At 68.1% G+C, this 15,386-nt stretch carries 16 protein-coding genes; 3 read left to right on the top strand and 13 right to left on the bottom strand.

Annotated features, from left to right (window positions below; all coding sequences use genetic code 11):
• Positions 1–125: 125 nt before the first annotated feature.
• Positions 126–770 (top strand): OmpW/AlkL family protein, encoded by a 645-nt coding sequence (locus AC3WRR_RS07885; protein WP_011616341.1) that lies wholly within the window; start codon positions 126–128, stop codon positions 768–770.
• Positions 771–847: 77 nt separating this feature from the next.
• On the opposite strand, the gene AC3WRR_RS07880 is transcribed toward AC3WRR_RS07885, so the two are convergent.
• Positions 848–2,335, bottom strand: a complete 1,488-nt coding sequence (locus AC3WRR_RS07880; protein ID WP_011616336.1) for an AMP nucleosidase — start codon at positions 2,333–2,335, stop codon at positions 848–850.
• A gap of 187 nt (positions 2,336–2,522) precedes the next feature.
• Between AC3WRR_RS07880 and AC3WRR_RS07875 the strand changes: the two genes are divergently transcribed.
• Complete coding sequence (locus AC3WRR_RS07875; RefSeq protein ID WP_010814084.1) at positions 2,523–2,912, top strand: GNAT family N-acetyltransferase; 390 nt, start codon at positions 2,523–2,525, stop codon at positions 2,910–2,912.
• 24 nt (positions 2,913–2,936) lie between these two features.
• Here the strand turns inward: AC3WRR_RS07875 and AC3WRR_RS07870 are convergent, their stop codons facing one another.
• The 5 genes from AC3WRR_RS07870 to AC3WRR_RS07850 form a co-directional block, all read right to left on the bottom strand.
• Positions 2,937–3,701: an NADPH-dependent F420 reductase gene (locus tag AC3WRR_RS07870; RefSeq protein ID WP_492293500.1), complete on the bottom strand. Its 765-nt coding sequence runs from the start codon at positions 3,699–3,701 to the stop codon at positions 2,937–2,939.
• 96 nt (positions 3,702–3,797) lie between these two features.
• On the bottom strand, positions 3,798–4,844 hold the full coding sequence (locus AC3WRR_RS07865) for an MBL fold metallo-hydrolase (RefSeq protein WP_492296608.1): 1,047 nt from the start codon (positions 4,842–4,844) through the stop codon (positions 3,798–3,800).
• Between the two features lie 186 nt (positions 4,845–5,030).
• Positions 5,031–5,996 carry a Bug family tripartite tricarboxylate transporter substrate binding protein gene (locus AC3WRR_RS07860; RefSeq protein ID WP_010810445.1) on the bottom strand — a complete coding sequence of 322 codons (966 nt, stop codon included), beginning with the start codon at positions 5,994–5,996 and terminating at the stop codon, positions 5,031–5,033.
• Positions 5,997–6,038: 42 nt separating this feature from the next.
• A complete protein-coding gene (locus AC3WRR_RS07855; RefSeq protein WP_010810446.1) occupies positions 6,039–6,392 on the bottom strand; it encodes an AtuA-related protein in 354 nt (117 codons plus the stop codon).
• A gap of 12 nt (positions 6,393–6,404) precedes the next feature.
• The gene (locus AC3WRR_RS07850) at positions 6,405–7,766 is read right to left on the bottom strand and encodes an acyclic terpene utilization AtuA family protein (protein ID WP_011616333.1); all 1,362 of its coding nucleotides are present in this window, start codon (positions 7,764–7,766) and stop codon (positions 6,405–6,407) included.
• Between the two features lie 112 nt (positions 7,767–7,878).
• Between AC3WRR_RS07850 and AC3WRR_RS07845 the strand changes: the two genes are divergently transcribed.
• Complete coding sequence (locus AC3WRR_RS07845; protein WP_010810448.1) at positions 7,879–8,784, top strand: LysR family transcriptional regulator; 906 nt, start codon at positions 7,879–7,881, stop codon at positions 8,782–8,784.
• Between the two features lie 54 nt (positions 8,785–8,838).
• On the opposite strand, the gene AC3WRR_RS07840 is transcribed toward AC3WRR_RS07845, so the two are convergent.
• The 7 genes from AC3WRR_RS07840 to AC3WRR_RS07810 all read right to left on the bottom strand — a co-directional run bounded on the left by AC3WRR_RS07840 (position 8,839) and on the right by AC3WRR_RS07810 (position 15,309).
• Complete coding sequence (locus AC3WRR_RS07840; RefSeq protein ID WP_492296606.1) at positions 8,839–9,630, bottom strand: SDR family oxidoreductase; 792 nt, start codon at positions 9,628–9,630, stop codon at positions 8,839–8,841.
• Positions 9,631–9,667: 37 nt separating this feature from the next.
• Positions 9,668–10,804: an ABC transporter substrate-binding protein gene (locus tag AC3WRR_RS07835; RefSeq protein WP_010810450.1), complete on the bottom strand. Its 1,137-nt coding sequence runs from the start codon at positions 10,802–10,804 to the stop codon at positions 9,668–9,670.
• Between the two features lie 273 nt (positions 10,805–11,077).
• On the bottom strand, positions 11,078–11,590 hold the full coding sequence (locus AC3WRR_RS07830) for a hypothetical protein (RefSeq protein WP_010810451.1): 513 nt from the start codon (positions 11,588–11,590) through the stop codon (positions 11,078–11,080).
• A 214-nt stretch (positions 11,591–11,804) separates the two neighbouring features.
• Positions 11,805–13,244: an acetate kinase gene (locus tag AC3WRR_RS07825; protein WP_010810452.1), complete on the bottom strand. Its 1,440-nt coding sequence runs from the start codon at positions 13,242–13,244 to the stop codon at positions 11,805–11,807.
• Between the two features lie 76 nt (positions 13,245–13,320).
• On the bottom strand, positions 13,321–14,166 hold the full coding sequence (locus tag AC3WRR_RS07820; RefSeq protein ID WP_011616331.1) for a hypothetical protein: 846 nt from the start codon (positions 14,164–14,166) through the stop codon (positions 13,321–13,323).
• A gap of 10 nt (positions 14,167–14,176) precedes the next feature.
• Positions 14,177–14,875, bottom strand: a complete 699-nt coding sequence (locus AC3WRR_RS07815) for a C39 family peptidase (RefSeq protein WP_058697738.1) — start codon at positions 14,873–14,875, stop codon at positions 14,177–14,179.
• Positions 14,872–15,309 carry a hypothetical protein gene (locus AC3WRR_RS07810; RefSeq protein ID WP_439672265.1) on the bottom strand — a complete coding sequence of 146 codons (438 nt, stop codon included), beginning with the start codon at positions 15,307–15,309 and terminating at the stop codon, positions 14,872–14,874. The genes AC3WRR_RS07815 and AC3WRR_RS07810 overlap by 4 nt, the downstream gene beginning before the upstream one ends.
• Positions 15,310–15,386 lie beyond the last annotated feature (77 nt).

The following is a 15,386-nucleotide window of genomic DNA, read 5'->3' as shown; positions in this document are numbered from 1 at the left end:
CCTCGCTGTAGCGCCTGCGCGACGCAGCCAGCCCACGTTCCCTTCTACTTGTCTTGGGTCAAAGCCCAACCCGGCCTGCTCGGCCAAACTGGGTCCGGATTTGATACCAGACCAAGCAGAACCTCATGAAAACACTCTCTCTCCGCACCCGGGTCACCTGTTCCGCCATCGCCGCCTGCGCCATGCTCGGCGCCTTCGCCACCCCTGCCGCCGCCGCGGACGATGCCCAGGGCAACTGGATGGTGCGCCTGCGCGGCACCTATCTCGACATGGCCAACAGCTCCGACCCCGTCGGCGGCGTCGGCCCGTCGGACCGCATCACGGTCAACAACAAGTGGATTCCCGAGTTCGACGTCACCTACTTCTTCACGCCGAACATCGCCGCCGAACTGGTGCTGACAGTGCCGCAGAAGCAGGACGTCTACCTGGACGGCAACAAGGTCGGCACCTTCAAGCATCTGCCGCCGACGCTGCTGGTGCAGTACCACTTCATCCCCAACGGCACCTTCCGCCCGTATATCGGCGCGGGCCTGAACTTCACCCGCATCTGGGGCGCGGACATCGCCAACAACTCGCTGCAGCTCGATAGCTGGAGCGTCGGTCCCGCGCTGCAGATCGGCATGGACTACAAGCTGACCAAAAACTGGTTTCTCAACGCCGACATCAAGAAGATCTGGCTGTCGAGCGATGTGAAGGCGGGGGATGTCAAGGTATCCAAGGTGAACCTGGATCCGTGGCTGTTCAGCATGGGGGTGGGTTACCGCTTCTGATCCTGCAGTGCCATGCAAAAGGCCGGCGCCAATCAGGCGCCGGCCTTCTGCTTTTCCGGATGAGCGCGGGTGCCGACCTACCGGAACGCCGGCTCGTCGAAACTGCGCAGCTTGCGCGAATGCAGCTGCTCCACCCCGTTCTCACGCAGGATGCGGATCGCCTCCAGCCCGATGGTCATATGCTGGCTGACACGCTGGCGATAGAAGGCGTTGGCCATGCCGCGCAGCTTGAGCTCGCCATGCAGCGGCTTGTCCGACACGCATAGCAAGGTGCCATAGGGCACGCGCAGCCGGAAGCCGTTGGCCGCCACCGCCGCGCTTTCCATATCGATGGCAATCGCGCGCGACTGGTTGAAGCGCGCATACAGCGACTTGGACTTGAGCTCCCAGTTGCGGTCGTCGGTCGAGACCACCGTGCCGGTGCGCATGCGGGTCTTCATCTCGTTGCCGGACAGCCCGGTCACGCGCGCAACGGCCTCCTGCAAGGCCACCTGGATCTCGGCGATTGGCGGCACCGGCACCCACGGCGGCAAGTCGTGGTCGAGCACGTGGTCGTCGCGCACATAGGCGTGCGCCAGCACGTAGTCGCCGAGCTGCTGCGAGCGGCGCAAGCCGCCGCAGTGGCCCACCATCAGCCAGCAATGCGGGCGCAGCACGGCCAGGTGGTCGGTCATGGTCTTGGCGTTGGACGGTCCCACGCCGATATTGACCAGCGTCACCCCCAGCTTGTCTTCGCGCACCAGGTGATAGGCCGGCATCTGCGGCAGCGCGCGCGGGCGCGAGGCGTCGTCGGGTTCCGCGCCGCCCAGTTCCTGCATCACGTCGCCGGGTTCGACAAAGCGGGTGTAGCCGCCGCCGTCGCTGCTGGCCATCAGGCCCCGGCCCAGCTCGACAAACTCGTCGACATAGCGCTGGTAGTTGGTGAACAGCACGAAGCGCTGGAAATGCTGCGGTGCCGTGCCGGTGTAGTGGTACAGCCGCTGCAGGGCCAGGTCCACGCGCTCGGCCGGGAACAGCGACAGCGGCCAGGCCTCGCCCGGGATCGGCTCATAGGTGCCGTTGGCGATGCCGTCGTCGATGCGGCTCAGCTCGGGCAGCACGAACGATGCCTCCAGCTCGCGCGCCTGGGTGTAGCTGATGTCGGTGGTCGAAGCCTCGATCACGAACGGCAGCGGGATCGGGCGCCGGCTCAGCCCTACCACCACAGGCACGCGGTGATAGCGCATCAGCCGCTCGATCTGGTCGCGGTAGTAGTCCGCCAGCAGGTCGGGGCGGGTCACGGTGGTGCCATACACGCCCGGGTAGGCCACCGTGCCCCATGACGGCCGGCTGTCGGTGACCATGGTCTCGATATTGACCGAGATGCCCAGGTACGGATAGCACGCATGCGCGGCCGAGGGCAGCGGCTTGCCGCTGGCGAAGGCATCGAAGCGCGCGCGCACGGCGCCGACAGAAGCTTCGTAGATGTCGCGGATGCGCGCGATCGCCGCATCCGCGTCGGTGAACTCGGCAAGCTGATCGGCCGGATGTGCGGAGGAAAAGACGGGGGCGTTCATGGAGGCCATGATACCGCGCCGGCGCGCCGGCGTGAGCAGCACCCGACCCCGCCGGAAGCCAAATTGACGCGCCCGCGCCCGCTCGCTACACTCCGCCAATTGCGCGGCACGGGTTCCCGTGCCGTTCTCGACTCGCGGCGCCCCTCGTGGCAGGGGGCGGCGAGGGGCCGTACACGCTTTACTGGGAGAGCCGCCGATGGAAATCCGTAACCTGTTGCCTGACGACATCGAGGCAGCCAGACAACTACTGATCGCCAACGGCTGGGCCCACCGGGTGGGCGGCCCGGAGAAATTCGCACGGCTGGTGGCCAACTCCCAACGGGTGGTCGTGGCGGTGGAGCACGGCGAGATCGTCGGCTTTGCCCGCGCACTGTGCGACGACGTCTGCGACGGCTTCCTGTCGATGGTTGCCGTCGCGCCCAGCCACCGCCGGCGCGGCATCGGCCGCGCCCTGGTGCGGCACATCGTGGGCAACGACCCCGACATCACCTGGATGCTGCGCGCGGCGCGTTCCTCCGAAGCCGCATTCTTCGGCCAGCTCGGCTTTACGCCGTCGATGGTGGCAATGGAGCGGCGCCGGCCCTGATGCGCCAGCGCGCCCGGCGCAGCGTCAGCGGGCGCCCATCTTGCGCCGGAACTCTTCGGCCGTACCCACCTGCCGGAACAGCGGCCCGCCCGGTGCGAAGCGATCCGCGCTCGCCAGCGGCCCCACCACCACCGGTTCGAATCCCGCATCGCGCACCAGCTGCGCGGCCACATCGAGCGCGGCCTTGTCGTCGCCGGCAATGGGCACCGCCACCAGGCCGCCCGCCCGGTGGTGCTCGCTGGCAAACTGTGCCGCCCCCATGAAGTTGAAGGCCCGCACCACGCGCGCGCCGCGCAGGTAGCGCGCGGTGGTGATGCCGATGCCGTCACGCCTGGCCTCCTCGGTGATCGGGCCATCGCGGTGCTCATAGGCATTGGTGGCATCGAGCACGATCTTGCCGCGCCAGGCATCGGCATGGTCGCGGCTGAGCTGCGGCAGCGCGCCGTAGGGCGTGGCCAGGAACAGCACGTCAGAGAACGCAATCGCCTCGGCCACGGTGCCGGCGCGCGCCAGCGTACCCAATTCTTCCACCAGCGGCTTGAGTGCCTCCGGGTGCCGCGACGAGAACAGGACCGGGTGTCCGGCCTTGACCCACAGCCCGCCCACCGTGCCGCCGATGCGGCCCGAGCCGATCACGCCGATGCGCTGCGCGGCGGCCTCGCGGCTGGCCGCCGGCCCAGGCTGGGCGCGCGCGGCGCGCGGCAGGGGCACGGCCAGCACCAGGGCCGCGGCGCCGGCACCAAGCCAGCGGCGGCGGGCAGGATCGAAGCGGGATGCCTTGGCGTTCATCGCAAATCCTCCGCAGTAGACACGACCACCCGTCCCGTACGTCATACGGGCCGCTGGGATGACTCTAGGCGAAAAGCGACGGCCGTGCGTGGACGGCTAGCGGTCGTTGCGGATCGGACCGAATTCGGCCGGCACCCATGCATACCCGGCCGCATCGCGGCGCACATGGCCAAGGCCCGGGAAAGGCATATGCGCGCCCCCCACCCACAGCCGGCCCTTGGCGGCATCGGCCAGGATGCGCTGGCGCGTGATCACGGCCTGTTTGCTGTCCACGTCAAACTCGATCGCCACTTGCGGGCGGCGGAACTGCACCGCATGGCTGTGCACGATGTCGCCCCACAGCAGCAGGCTGTCCTTGCCCGAGGTGAACAGGTAGCCACTGTGGCCCGGAGTATGGCCATTGGCCGGCACCGCGCGCACACCGGAAACGGGCTCGACACCGGCGCCGCCGTTGAAGGGCCGGAAGCGCTGCGCCGCCTGGTACGGCGCGACCGCGGCGCGCGCCATGGCGAACAGGCCCTGCGCCTCCTTCGGCGCGGCGGCGGCATTGGCTTCGCTGAGCCAGTAGTCGGCATCGGCCTTGTCGACATAGACGGTTGCGTTCGGGAAGGCCGCCTTGCCGTTGGCGGCCAGGCCGCAGGCGTGGTCGCCGTGCAGGTGGGTCAGCAGCACGGTGTCGATCTGTTCCGGCGCGTAGCCCGCCGCGCGCAGGTTTTCGCCGATGCGCCCGAGCGTGGGCCCGAAGCAGGCTGCCGCGCCCGTATCGACCAGCACCAGGTGGCTGCCGGTATGGATCAGGTAGGCGTTGACCGCGGTCTGCATGCCTGGCGTCGATTCGACGAACACCCGCGCCAGCAGGCTCTGCACCTCGCGCGCGCTGGTGTACCTGAGGATCTTCGGGTCCAGGTCGATGTAGCCGTCATAGAGCGCCGTGACCTCGAGCTGGCCGACCATCATGCGGTAGTAGCCCGGCACCTGGGTCTTCTGCTGCGCCGGCGGCGTGGCGGTCTGCGCAGTGGCGATGGCGGGAAGCACGGCGGCCCCCATGGTGACGGCGATGGCGGCACGGAATACGGCCTGGCGCAGCCCCGGGGGACGGCCGGGATGTAAGGTTGCATGGCACACCACGGACTGCTGCTTCATATCCTGTTCCTGTTCTGGTTGGTATTGTCGAGGAGTAGGCCGGAGCGGCAAGGCCGCGCGGCCAGGCATATCTTAGCCGGCCCTTGTCCATCAAGGCCGCAAGCACCAAAGCGTACCTACTTCTGCGTAAAAAACGGGGCCGTTTGGCCCCGTTTTCCATGCATGGGAGCTTGCGCTGCCCTGCGTTCACTCCGGCTGGATATTCGCCGCCTTGATGATGCGTCCCCACTTGCCGGACTCTTGCAACTGGAACTTCGCCAGCTCCGCGGGCGTGCTGGTGAACACCTCAGTGCCGGTCGACTTGTAGAAGCCAGCCGCGCTATCGCCGCGCGCGGCCTTGACCATCATCGCATTGAGCTTCGCCACCACCGGCTGCGGCGTGCCGGCGGGCGCATAGGCCGCGAACCAGTAGCTCATCTCGTAGCCCTTGACGCCGGCTTCGTCGATGGTGGGCACGTCCGGCGCCAGCGGCGAGCGCGTCTTGCCCGACACCCCCAGCGCGCGCAGCTTGCCGCTCTTGACCTGCGGCAGGCCGGTGGCCGTGTCCGTGATCATCATCTGGATCTGGTTGCCGAGCAGGTCGGTGATGGCCAGCGGGTTGCTCTTGTACGGCACGTGCAGCAACTCCACATGCGCCATCTGCTGGAACAGCTCGCCGGCAATGCGCGACGACGAGCTGCCGCTGCCGAAGCTGAGCTTGCCCGGCTGCTGTTTTGCCAGCGCGATGAACTCGCCCACGGTCTTGGCCGGCACCTGCGGGTTGACCACCATGATCTGGCCGCCGCGGCCCAGCGCGGTGATCGGCGCGTAGTCCTTGACCGGGTCGTAGGGCAGCTTCTTGAACAGGTGCTCGTTGGCCGCATGCGTGGTGTTGGTGCTGATCAGCACGGTGTAGCCGTCCGGCGCGGCCTTGGCCACGTCCGACGCGGCGATGAAGCCATTCGCGCCCGGCTTGTTGTCGACCACCACGGTGACCTTGCTGTCCACGGTGATGGCCTGGCCAATGGCACGCGCCAGCTGGTCGGTGGCGCTGCCGGCGGCGAACGGCACCACGAAGCGAATCGGTTTGTCCGGGAACTCGGCCCAGGCCTGCCCCGCGGGCAGGATCAGCGCAAGCGCGGCGACGGCCAGTGGCTTGAGAAATGGGTACATCGTGGTCTCCTGTAGAAGTCGTTGTCGGTGTGAAGCGGTGGATCAGTGGCTAGCAGCGGTGCCGGACACGAGCCGCGGCGGCACGGGGATCTCAAGCTGCAGCAGGCGGAACGACAGCGCCTTGCCATGCGTGTCGAGGTTGAGCGCGTCGTTGACGCCGCCATCGAGCACGCCATCGAGGACGAAGTTCATCGCCTGCAGCGACGGCACCAGGTAGCGCGTGACGGCCGTGGGCCGGCGCTCGCGGAACAGCGCGCGCACGGCGTCCTCGGTCACGTGCTCGACCAGGTGGTCGTAGTCGCGCGCGTCGTAGGCGATCACGCTGATGTTGGAACGGTTGCCCTTGTCGCCGGTGCGGCCGTGTGCGAACTGGTAGAGCGCGGCAGTGTCAGTCATGGTCGGACCTCCTCAGGCGATGAAGCTATGCGTGGCCGTCACGGCCTCGCGCGGTACCAGGCACGACACCGCATTCAGGCGCGCGCGCTGCGCGGTGCGCACGCCGCCGCCGCCGGCCGGGCCACAGGTATAGAGCGCATTGACCTCGCGCTGCAGGGCCTGCGCCACCGTCAGGTCGTCGTGCGCCAACGCGGCGCGCAGGCGCACGTCCTGCGCCGCTTGCTCATGCGGCTGGCGCTGGGCGAACATGGCGCCGCCATCGTCGGCCAGCACGCTGAGCACGCCGATCAGGTCGAAGCGGATGGGCGCGTCATGGCCCAGCAGCTGCATGCGCCGGCGCAGGATGTCGGCGGCCAGCCGCGCGCGGGCGGCGGCATTGGGGCCGGCGTACGAGATTTCGCCCTCGGCCAGCCAGCCGCCGTGGCTGAACACATTGGCCTTGAGCTGCGCCGGGCGGGGATGGCCGCGCACATTGCGCACCGCCACACGGTCGGGGGCCAGTTGCGTGACCGTGACCGTACCAATATCTGCGACCACGTCAGGCGTCAGGTACGCGGCCGGATCGTGGACCTCGTACAGCAGCTGCTCCTTGACCGTGCGCAGGTCGACGCAGCCGCCGGTGCCGGCGGCCTTGAAGATCTCGATGCCGCCGTCCTCGGCCAGCTGCGCGATCGGGAAGCCCACCGCATGCACATCGGGTACGTCCTTCATGCCGGGATCGGCAAAGTAGCCGCCGCTGACCTGCGCCCCGCATTCAAGCAGGTGGCCGGCCATGGTCGCGGCGGCCAGGCGGTCCCAGTCGTCCCACGACCAGCCAAAGTGCGCCATCGCCGGCCCCACGGCCAGCGCCGGATCGGCCACGCGTCCGCACACCACCACCTGGGCGCCGGCGGAGATCGCCTCGGCGATGCCTTGCGCGCCGATATAGGCGTTGGCGCAGACGAAGCGATCGGCGTCGAATGCATCGCCAAGAATGCCGTGCAAGCGCGCGCGTCCCGCATCGTCGGACAGGTCATCGCCCTCCACTACCGCAACACGCGGCGCGGGCAGGCACAGTTCCTGCGCCAGCTGCAGCACGCGCCGCGCCGCGGCGCGCGGATTGGCGGCGCCGAAATTGCCGACGATGGGAATGCGGTGTTGCAGGCACAGGCCCAGCACCGGCACCAGCAGCGCATCGAGCAGCGGCTCGTAGCCCTGCGCGGGATCGTTGCGCCGCGCCAGCTGCGCCAGCGCGAGTGTGCGCTCGGCCAGGGTCTCGAAGATCAGCGCGGCCGGCTGGCCGGAGGCAATCAGCGTGCGCACCACCGGCAGCGCGGCATCGGTGCGGTCGCCGGAGAAGCCGGCGCCGGAGCCGATCAGCAAGGGAGCAGTCATGGTCGGGGGCAGGTCGTTGGTGGGGTCGATCCCATTCTAGGGCTGGTACGTCCAGCCAAAAAACGGATTATTTGGATTAATCTATCGACTTAGTGGATAAATCCGCCAGCCCATGAACCTCTCGGTCAAGCACCTGCGCGCCTTCGTGGCGCTGGCCACCTACCGCAACTTCACGCGCGCGGCGCGCGCCTGCCACCTGTCGCAATCGGCCTTCAGCGCGCTGGTGCAGACACTGGAGGAACAAGCCGGCAGCCGGCTGTTCGAACGCACCACGCGGCATGTGGAGCTGAGCAGCGACGGCGTGCGCTTCGAGCAGACTGCGCGCCGGCTGCTGGCCGATTTCGAAACCGCGTTCGAGGACCTGCGCGCGCACGCCGAGCGGCGCAAGGGGCGGGTGTCGATCGCGGCGCTGCCGTCGCTGGCCGGCGGCGACTTGCCGCCGCTGCTGGCGCAGTTCCGCGCGCTGTATCCGGGCATCGCGCTGGAGCTGTTCGACCAGCTCGCCGACGGCTGCATCGAACTGGTCCGCCAGGGCCGCGCCGACTTTGCGCTGGCCCCGGCACCGGCCCAGGACGAAGACCTGCGCGTGGAGCCGCTGGTGCGCGACACCTTCCACCTGGTGTGCCCGGCGGACCATGCGCTGGCGCGCAAGCGCCGCATCACGCCGCAGATGCTGGCGGGCCTGCCGTTTATCCAGCTGTCGCGCACGACCAGCGTGCGCCAGCACCTGGACGCCGCGCTGCATCCGTTGCGCCTGACCAGCGTGATGGAGGTGGAGCACCTGGCGACGGTGGCGGCGCTGGTGCAGGCGGGGCTGGGCGTGAGCGCGGTGCCGTCGCTGGCGCTGTTTCAGTTCCGGCGCGAGGGGCTGGCGATCCGGCCACTGCAGCTGCCGTCGCTGGTGCGCGATATCTGCCTGGTGCGGCTCAAGGACCGCGGCGACTCGGCCGCTGCAGCCGCGATGATCGACTGCCTGCAGGCGTTCTACCGCGGCGGCAAGCCGCCCGCGCGGCGCTGAAAACCCGCCAGGAGCGGCACGCAGAATTGGGTACGCCTTGCCGCCGACGACGGCTCAGAAGTGCCCGAGATAGCCGCCGTCCACGGCCAGCACCTGCCCGGTGACATAGGACGCGGCCGGCGACGCCAGGAACACCACCGCCCCCGCCACTTCCTCCGGCTGGCCCCAGCGGCCCAGCGAGGTGCGCTGGCGCAGCCACTCGGCCACGCTCTCGTCCTCGACCATGGGCTGGTTGGGCTCGGTAGCGAAGTAGCCCGGGGCGATCGCATTGACGGTGACGCCGTGCCGCCCCAGGTCGGCCGCCATGGCGCGCGTGAGCGCATCCAGGCCGCCCTTGGTGGCGGGGTAGAGCACGTCGCCGGCACGCGCGACCTGGCCCGCAATCGAGCTCACATTGACGATGCGCCCGTAATCGCCGCCGCGCATGCGCTGCGCGGCGAGCCGGCACAGCGCGTAGGGCGCCACCAGGTTGGTCTCGAGCATGGCGCGCAGGTCGCCGGCATCGAGCTGCGCCATGGTGCTGCGGTTGCGCGCGCCGGCATTGTTGACGAGGATGTCGAGCCGGCCATGGGCGGCGTCGATGCGGTCGAACGCGGCAGCCACGGCGGCTTCATCGGTGATATCGAGCACCAGCGCCTCGGCGCTGCCGCCGCGCGCGGCCAGCGCGGCGACGGCCGCTTGCACGCGCTGCGCATTGCGCGCCACCACCAGCACATGGGCGCCGGCGTCGGCCAGCCCGGCGGCAATCGCCAGGCCCAGGCCCTGCGCGCCGCCGGTAACCAGCGCCACGCGGCCGTGCAGCGAGAACGGGGTACGGAAATCGGGGGAGAGGGTAGGAGTAGCCATGCGGGGGACTATACCGCAGCCCCCCTATCCGCGGCTTTCAGCGGATCAGCTTGCCGGTGGACGAGACGATCGACATTTCCACGAACGACGAGCCGGTATGGCGCTCGGCGCTGTAGCTGATCAGGATGCCGCCAAGGTCGTAGTCGCGCATGCCTTCCAGCGCCGTGACCAGGCGCTCGCGCGTCAGGTCGGGGCCGGCGCGGCGCAGCCCTTCGACCAGCACCTTGGCCGACATGAAGCCCTCCATGCCGGCGTTGGACGGCTCCACGCCCTGCTGCTTGGCCAGGCTGCGGTATTCGCTGGCCAGCGTCATCTGGCTGGAGTTGGTGCCCGGCACCACCTGCGTGATGATCAGCCCGCGCGCATCGTCGCCCAGTTCACGGATAAAGGAATCGGCGGCGTTGTTGGACAGCGTGACGAACTGTGCCTCGCTGCCTGCGCGGCGCAGCTCGCGGATGATGCGCGCCGCCTCGGAGCCCGAGCCGATCACCAGTACCGCCTGCGGGTTGGCCTTGTTCATGGCGGCCACGCTCTGGGTGATATCGCCCATGGGCCGGGCAAAGCTTGCCGTCGCCGCCGGCTGCACCCCACGCGCCTGCAGCGCGGCGCTGTAGCCTTCGAGCACGTCCCGGCCAAAACCGTCGTTGGCGTAGAAGATGCCGATGCGGCTCATGCCCGAGGTGGCCAGGTGGTTGATCGCGCGCGCCACCTCGTCCTGGTACTTGGCGCGCACATTGAACACGTAGCGGTTGACCGGCCGGTGCAGCGTGATGGCGCCGGTCAGCGGCGCCACCAGCGGCACCTTCTGCGCGGCGATGATGGGCAGGATGCTTTCGTTCTGCGGCGTGCCGCGCACCATGAAGAGCGCGAACACCTTGTCCTCGTCGATCAGCTTGCGCACATTGTCGGGCGTGCGCTTGGCATCGAAGCCGTCATCGTGGGTCACCAGCTCGATGCGCCGCCCGGCCACGCCGCCGCTGGCGTTGATGGTGCGCAGGTACACCTGCGCGCCGGCGATCTGCTCCTTGACCGAACCGGCCACCGGACCGGTGACGCCGGCCGACTGGCCGATGCGGATGGTGTTGCGGGTCACGCCCGGTTCCGCCAGGGCCGTCTGTGCGGCCCATCCCAGCGTGGCGGCCAGCATGCCGCACGCGATCCATTTCGCTTTCATTGTCTCGACCCCTTGCGCCTGTGCGGCTGTCCTTCATTGTGTATGGCGGCGCGGCATGCACGGCCGCGCGCCGTTACGCAAGTTACCGCATGCGTCTCATGGGGGCAAACCGGGAAAGATCGGAGTGTTGCAGCGGCATCACACCGGAACCGCGAAGGCGGTTCCGGTGCGAGCCGGGGCGCGCTAAAGGATGCGCGTCAGGGCGCGCCGCAAGGGCGCGCGGAAAGACATGCGACCGCGTTGAACGACAATAAGCGACGATACGCCGACGGCTCAGGGGAAAGCCGGCACAGCCGGGTCCAACCCCGCAAAGCTGGCTTCCGGATGCGCGTTCGCGAGCAGGGTTTCGATTTCCTCGACACGGCTGCGCGGCACGTCGACCATCAGCAGGATCTTGCCGGCCTCGATGTCCTTCTCGAATGCACGCAGCCGGCTGTTGGGTGCCGAACTGCCGATCATGCTCGAGGCCCACGCGCCAAACACCGCGCCCAGCACCGCCAGCACGCCGACGAGGCCCCACTGCGGGGTGTCGCTGACGATCGGGAACATCGCCACCACGACGCCGGCCACGACGCCCACGCCGCCGCCGACCATCAAGCCCATCTCGGCGGCATGCACGATGTCGGAGGTCTGGAACAGGTTGGCTTCATGCAGGCCGGTCATGTCGGAGCCGTCGCGCGCCACGAAGTGGATGTGGCGGTTCTCGAGCCGGGCAAGCAGCAGGTCGTCCATGGTGCGACGGGCACTCGCCAGGTCGGGCAACAACCAGAAGATGCGTTTGCGCATGTCTCTCTCCTTTTTCAGGCCGCACCGCCGGTGAGTTTGAGCCTGGTCAGAAAGTACCGCTGGCGGCGCGGGGTTATTTCTTTGTACGCCGTTCAAGGGGCCAGCGCAAGGCGCGTTTCCGTGCCTGCACACCCTCGCCGCGGATGTGATGCGCACGTGCCCCCGCACATGCGGGGCACGCGTCACGTCAGGCGGAAATTCGCAGCAAAGCGCGTCAGAAAGTGATTGGCAGGCGCAGGTTCACCTGCAGGTCGGGGGTGTCGCGCGTCAGCCCCGCACCCACTGAAAGGTTCACCGTGTAGCGGTTGTTGAAGCGGTACGAATAGCCCACCAGCAAGGTGCCCTGGGTCACGCGCACCGAGCCCGGCACGGTCTGGCCGTTCTGCTTGGTCGGCCAGATGATGGCCTGGTCATAGCCGATGCTGAACGACGCCTTCTCATTGAGCGACAGGCCCATGCCGAAGCTGAACTCGAAAATGTCGCCGGGGGCGATCTTGCCGAGATTCTCCTTCTCGCCGTTCAGCACGGTGCGGCTCACGTTGTCGCGCGCAAAGTTGTGCAGGTAGCTGAAGGTGCCGAAGAACACCGCCGGGTCGGTCGGCAGCAGCCAGGTGATGCCGGGCTGGATCGCCTGGAAGCCGGTGCCGGTGGGCAACCCGAGCGGCAGGCCGGTGCCGGTGGCATTGCCCACGCAGCGCGTCACGCAGTCGGTCACGACCTCGAACGGGTCGGTGCCGGTATTGGACTTGTAGCGCAGCCAGCCGACGAAGTACGGAATCTTCTCGTTGCCGTAGTTGAGCTGGTAGCGCACCGTCGCCTCGACGTCGCCGATACCGCTGCCGCTCGCATTGAACACGCGGTCGACGGCCGTGCCGGTGAAGACCTCGCGGCTGACTGTCTGGCCCGATGAGTGCACGTAAGGCACCTTGGCTTCGATTTCCAGCCGCTTGGTCAGGCCGTAGCGAAACGCTACCGACGGGATGTAGGTCGAGGTCTTGACTTCGCGCACATCGACCAGGCCGATCAGGATGGCCGGGATGACCGTGTAGCCGACCAGCGCGACGCGGTTATTGGACGAATAGCCGTACTGGAAGCCGGGCTCGATCACCAGCTTGCCCTGGGCGGTCAGCACGCCGGGCTGGTCGATGATCGGCGCGATCTCAGGCGGACGGCGGTCTTCCTCCGGCGGGCGGCCCACGGGTTCTTCCAGGGCCACGGTCTGCCGGTCGGCGGACTCGCCCGCCTGCGGACCCTGGGCCATGTCCTGCGGTGGCTGGAGAATGATCTGCTGCGGGTTGTTGACCGCGTTGGGCGCTGACTGGGTGGCGCTGGCAGCGGCCGCCGCGGTAGCGGCGTTGGTGGCATTGTCGGACGGCGACACGCCTGGCCCCGCGCGCTGGCCGCCGCGCTTGTTGGCCAGCACCTCGGTGCCGATCACGTTACGCAGTTCGCGGATCAGCGCCTCCTGTTCGGCCAGCGCCCGCTTCATGGCGTCGAGCTGGGTGGCCTGTTCGGCAAGCTCCTTCTGCAGTGCTTCCAGTCCGGCTGCGGGTGGTCCCGCATCCGGCGGCGTCTGGGCCTGCGCCAGGCCGCCGAGCAACAGTAACGTCGAGCATCCCGCATTGCGAATGCCCTGCATCGACCGCTTCTTCATGACGTCTTCCTCCCCCGGGACGGCAGGCTGTTCTTGCAGGAGCCTGCGACCTGTACTGCCCGATGCCTCGCTACGACTACCTCATGCTTGCGGCCCGCATCAGCGCGTTGTTCAGCGTGGTGTTGGCCAACTGCGACCGGAATGCCTGCAGCGTATTTACGCTTGCGTCGATTGTCATCAGGCTCCGGATGCTCTGGTTGTTCAAGGTGTTCTGGATCACGGTCGTTGGCGTCCCCGCCAGCGATCCCACCGATGCCGCATTGCCCGGGCCGTTCTGGATCACGTTCAACAGCCCATTGCTCACGACCTGACCGGTGGCCGTATTCACCACCGCCGCCGGCAAGCCCGCCGCACCGCTGGCGCCCGAACCGGCCCCGGACGTGCCGGTGCTGCTGGCCGAGGCGCCATTGGCCGCCGAGGTGGCGCTCCCATCCGAACCGGCCGCGCCCGCCGCCGCCAGCGCGTTGGCGACCGCCGCATTGGTGCTGGCAACGATGGCCGGGCCCAGCGTCGAGGCAAGCCGCGCAGCCTGGTCGGCGGTGATACGGCTGACATCGGGGATGTTAATGCTGGTGGCAACCACCAGGGCCCCGTTGATGTACACCGCGCGTTCGATACCGAACGAAACCTGCAGGCCCGGCACTTCGAAGCCGCCCCGCATGTCGTCGAGTTTTTCGTGTGCTACCGGTTTCCAGCCGGCCATGCTGCCGCGTGCGGCAGCCAGAGGGTTTTGGTCCTGCCCGTCGCTCGAGGGCATGGCCCCCTGCAATGGAAGCGCCGACGCGTCGAGGGCGTCGGGCTGTGGCAGCATGGTGGCCTGCGCCGTGCCGGCACAGGCCAAACCGGCCCCGAGCAGCATCGCCGCGGCCGCATGACCGGCGCTGCGAGGGGCTGCTGGGGTCGGGAAGGAAGTCTGCAACATGATGCGTTCCTCAAAAATCGCCCGCGCCATGCTTGGGCATGACGGTGAAGAACAAGCTATCCCGGTTGACTCCCATCCAGTAAGGACCGCTCGGCGCAACGCGCCAGTCGGCTGCAAGGTTGAACCGCGCCCGTTCGGTGCGGTTATGGATCACGAACAGCAGCTGGCTGTCCCAGATCTGCTCGAAATGCTCGCGTGACATCGCGCGCGTGCCGCGTGCGGGATCGCCGATCAGCACGCGGTCGCCCTTCACGCCCTTGACCACCACGAAATGGTGGTAACCATTCTCCACGATCAGCACGATGGCCGGCACCTGCGTCTCTTCCAGCTTGGACAGTGGCAGCTCGTAGCCGTCGGCCTCATAGCCGAGCGCTCCCAGGAAGCGCTTCATGTCGAGCAGCGAGAACCCCTCGGCGCGGATCTTCTGCTGGTCGCCGTTGAGGTACATGTTCTGGAAGACCGTAGCCTCGTTCATCGGATGGCCATACTGGTAGCTCAGCAGCGTGGCCACCGCGGCCGAGCCGCAGCTGAAGTCGAACTGCTGCCGGATCGTGGACTTGAAGCGAGCCTCGCGCACGCTCGTGACCCGGACGTTGTAGGATTCGCCGACCGGCCCGTATATCAGGGTGTCGGCAGCCTGGGCACATGGAACGCCCCCCGCGGCCAGCAAGAACGGTACAGACGCCCACAGGTTTCGCAGCGGCTTCATTGCTTGAACTGGACGTTGACGATAGTGGCGTTCTGGATCAGTACGTTGGAGCCCGAGTTCTGGATCGCGGTGGGAATCCCTGCCGCATTCGAGAAGGCCCCGTCCGCGATGTTGTTGGTGCCGGACAGAATATTGACCGCGGCGTTGTCGGCCACGGTACCGTGCAGGCGCATATCGTTGACCGTGATCTCGGCGCCGCCACGGATGTCATCCAGTTTAGACACGGGTACGGCTTTCGCCACCCCTCCGAACAAGGAAGTTGCGGCCGCCGGCTGCGCGGTGGTGGTTGCCGCCGTGTCCGGCGCCGTGCCAGAGGCAGCGCGCGCCGCGGTCATGGTGGCGTCCAGCCCTGGCGGCTCGGCGTGTGCCTGCAGCACTGGCCAGGCGAGTAAGACCGTCGCGAATGCCCCGACGGCGAAGCGGGCCGATTGCATGATGTCGTCTCCCCTTGCCTGCGGGCCGTCCCCATCCGGGCGGCTGCACGGCAATCAGGCTTGCTTAGGCATGACAG

Source organism: Cupriavidus sp. FW305-3-2-15-C-LB2, assembly GCF_058787575.1.
The sequence above is the reverse complement of the archived record's forward strand: the minus strand, read 5'-3'. Positions and strand labels throughout refer to the sequence as shown.

Excerpts from the sequence above, each read along its gene's own strand:
- AC3WRR_RS07825 (WP_010810452.1), bottom strand. The coding sequence starts at position 13,244 with ATGAAGAAGCGGTCGATGCAGGGCATTCGCAATGCGGGATGCTCGACG.
- AC3WRR_RS07880 (WP_011616336.1), bottom strand. The coding sequence starts at position 2,335 with ATGGCCTCCATGAACGCCCCCGTCTTTTCCTCCGCACATCCGGCCGAT.
- AC3WRR_RS07865 (WP_492296608.1), bottom strand. The coding sequence starts at position 4,844 with ATGAAGCAGCAGTCCGTGGTGTGCCATGCAACCTTACATCCCGGCCGT.
- AC3WRR_RS07840 (WP_492296606.1), bottom strand. The coding sequence starts at position 9,630 with ATGGCTACTCCTACCCTCTCCCCCGATTTCCGTACCCCGTTCTCGCTG.
- AC3WRR_RS07835 (WP_010810450.1), bottom strand. The coding sequence starts at position 10,804 with ATGAAAGCGAAATGGATCGCGTGCGGCATGCTGGCCGCCACGCTGGGA.
- AC3WRR_RS07870 (WP_492293500.1), bottom strand. The coding sequence starts at position 3,701 with ATGAACGCCAAGGCATCCCGCTTCGATCCTGCCCGCCGCCGCTGGCTT.
- AC3WRR_RS07860 (WP_010810445.1), bottom strand. The coding sequence starts at position 5,996 with ATGTACCCATTTCTCAAGCCACTGGCCGTCGCCGCGCTTGCGCTGATC.
- AC3WRR_RS07845 (WP_010810448.1), top strand. The coding sequence starts at position 7,879 with ATGAACCTCTCGGTCAAGCACCTGCGCGCCTTCGTGGCGCTGGCCACC.
- AC3WRR_RS07815 (WP_058697738.1), bottom strand. The coding sequence starts at position 14,875 with ATGAAGCCGCTGCGAAACCTGTGGGCGTCTGTACCGTTCTTGCTGGCC.
- AC3WRR_RS07850 (WP_011616333.1), bottom strand. The coding sequence starts at position 7,766 with ATGACTGCTCCCTTGCTGATCGGCTCCGGCGCCGGCTTCTCCGGCGAC.
- AC3WRR_RS07885 (WP_011616341.1), top strand. The coding sequence starts at position 126 with ATGAAAACACTCTCTCTCCGCACCCGGGTCACCTGTTCCGCCATCGCC.
- AC3WRR_RS07810 (WP_439672265.1), bottom strand. The coding sequence starts at position 15,309 with ATGCAATCGGCCCGCTTCGCCGTCGGGGCATTCGCGACGGTCTTACTC.
- AC3WRR_RS07830 (WP_010810451.1), bottom strand. The coding sequence starts at position 11,590 with ATGCGCAAACGCATCTTCTGGTTGTTGCCCGACCTGGCGAGTGCCCGT.
- AC3WRR_RS07820 (WP_011616331.1), bottom strand. The coding sequence starts at position 14,166 with ATGTTGCAGACTTCCTTCCCGACCCCAGCAGCCCCTCGCAGCGCCGGT.
- AC3WRR_RS07855 (WP_010810446.1), bottom strand. The coding sequence starts at position 6,392 with ATGACTGACACTGCCGCGCTCTACCAGTTCGCACACGGCCGCACCGGC.
- AC3WRR_RS07875 (WP_010814084.1), top strand. The coding sequence starts at position 2,523 with ATGGAAATCCGTAACCTGTTGCCTGACGACATCGAGGCAGCCAGACAA.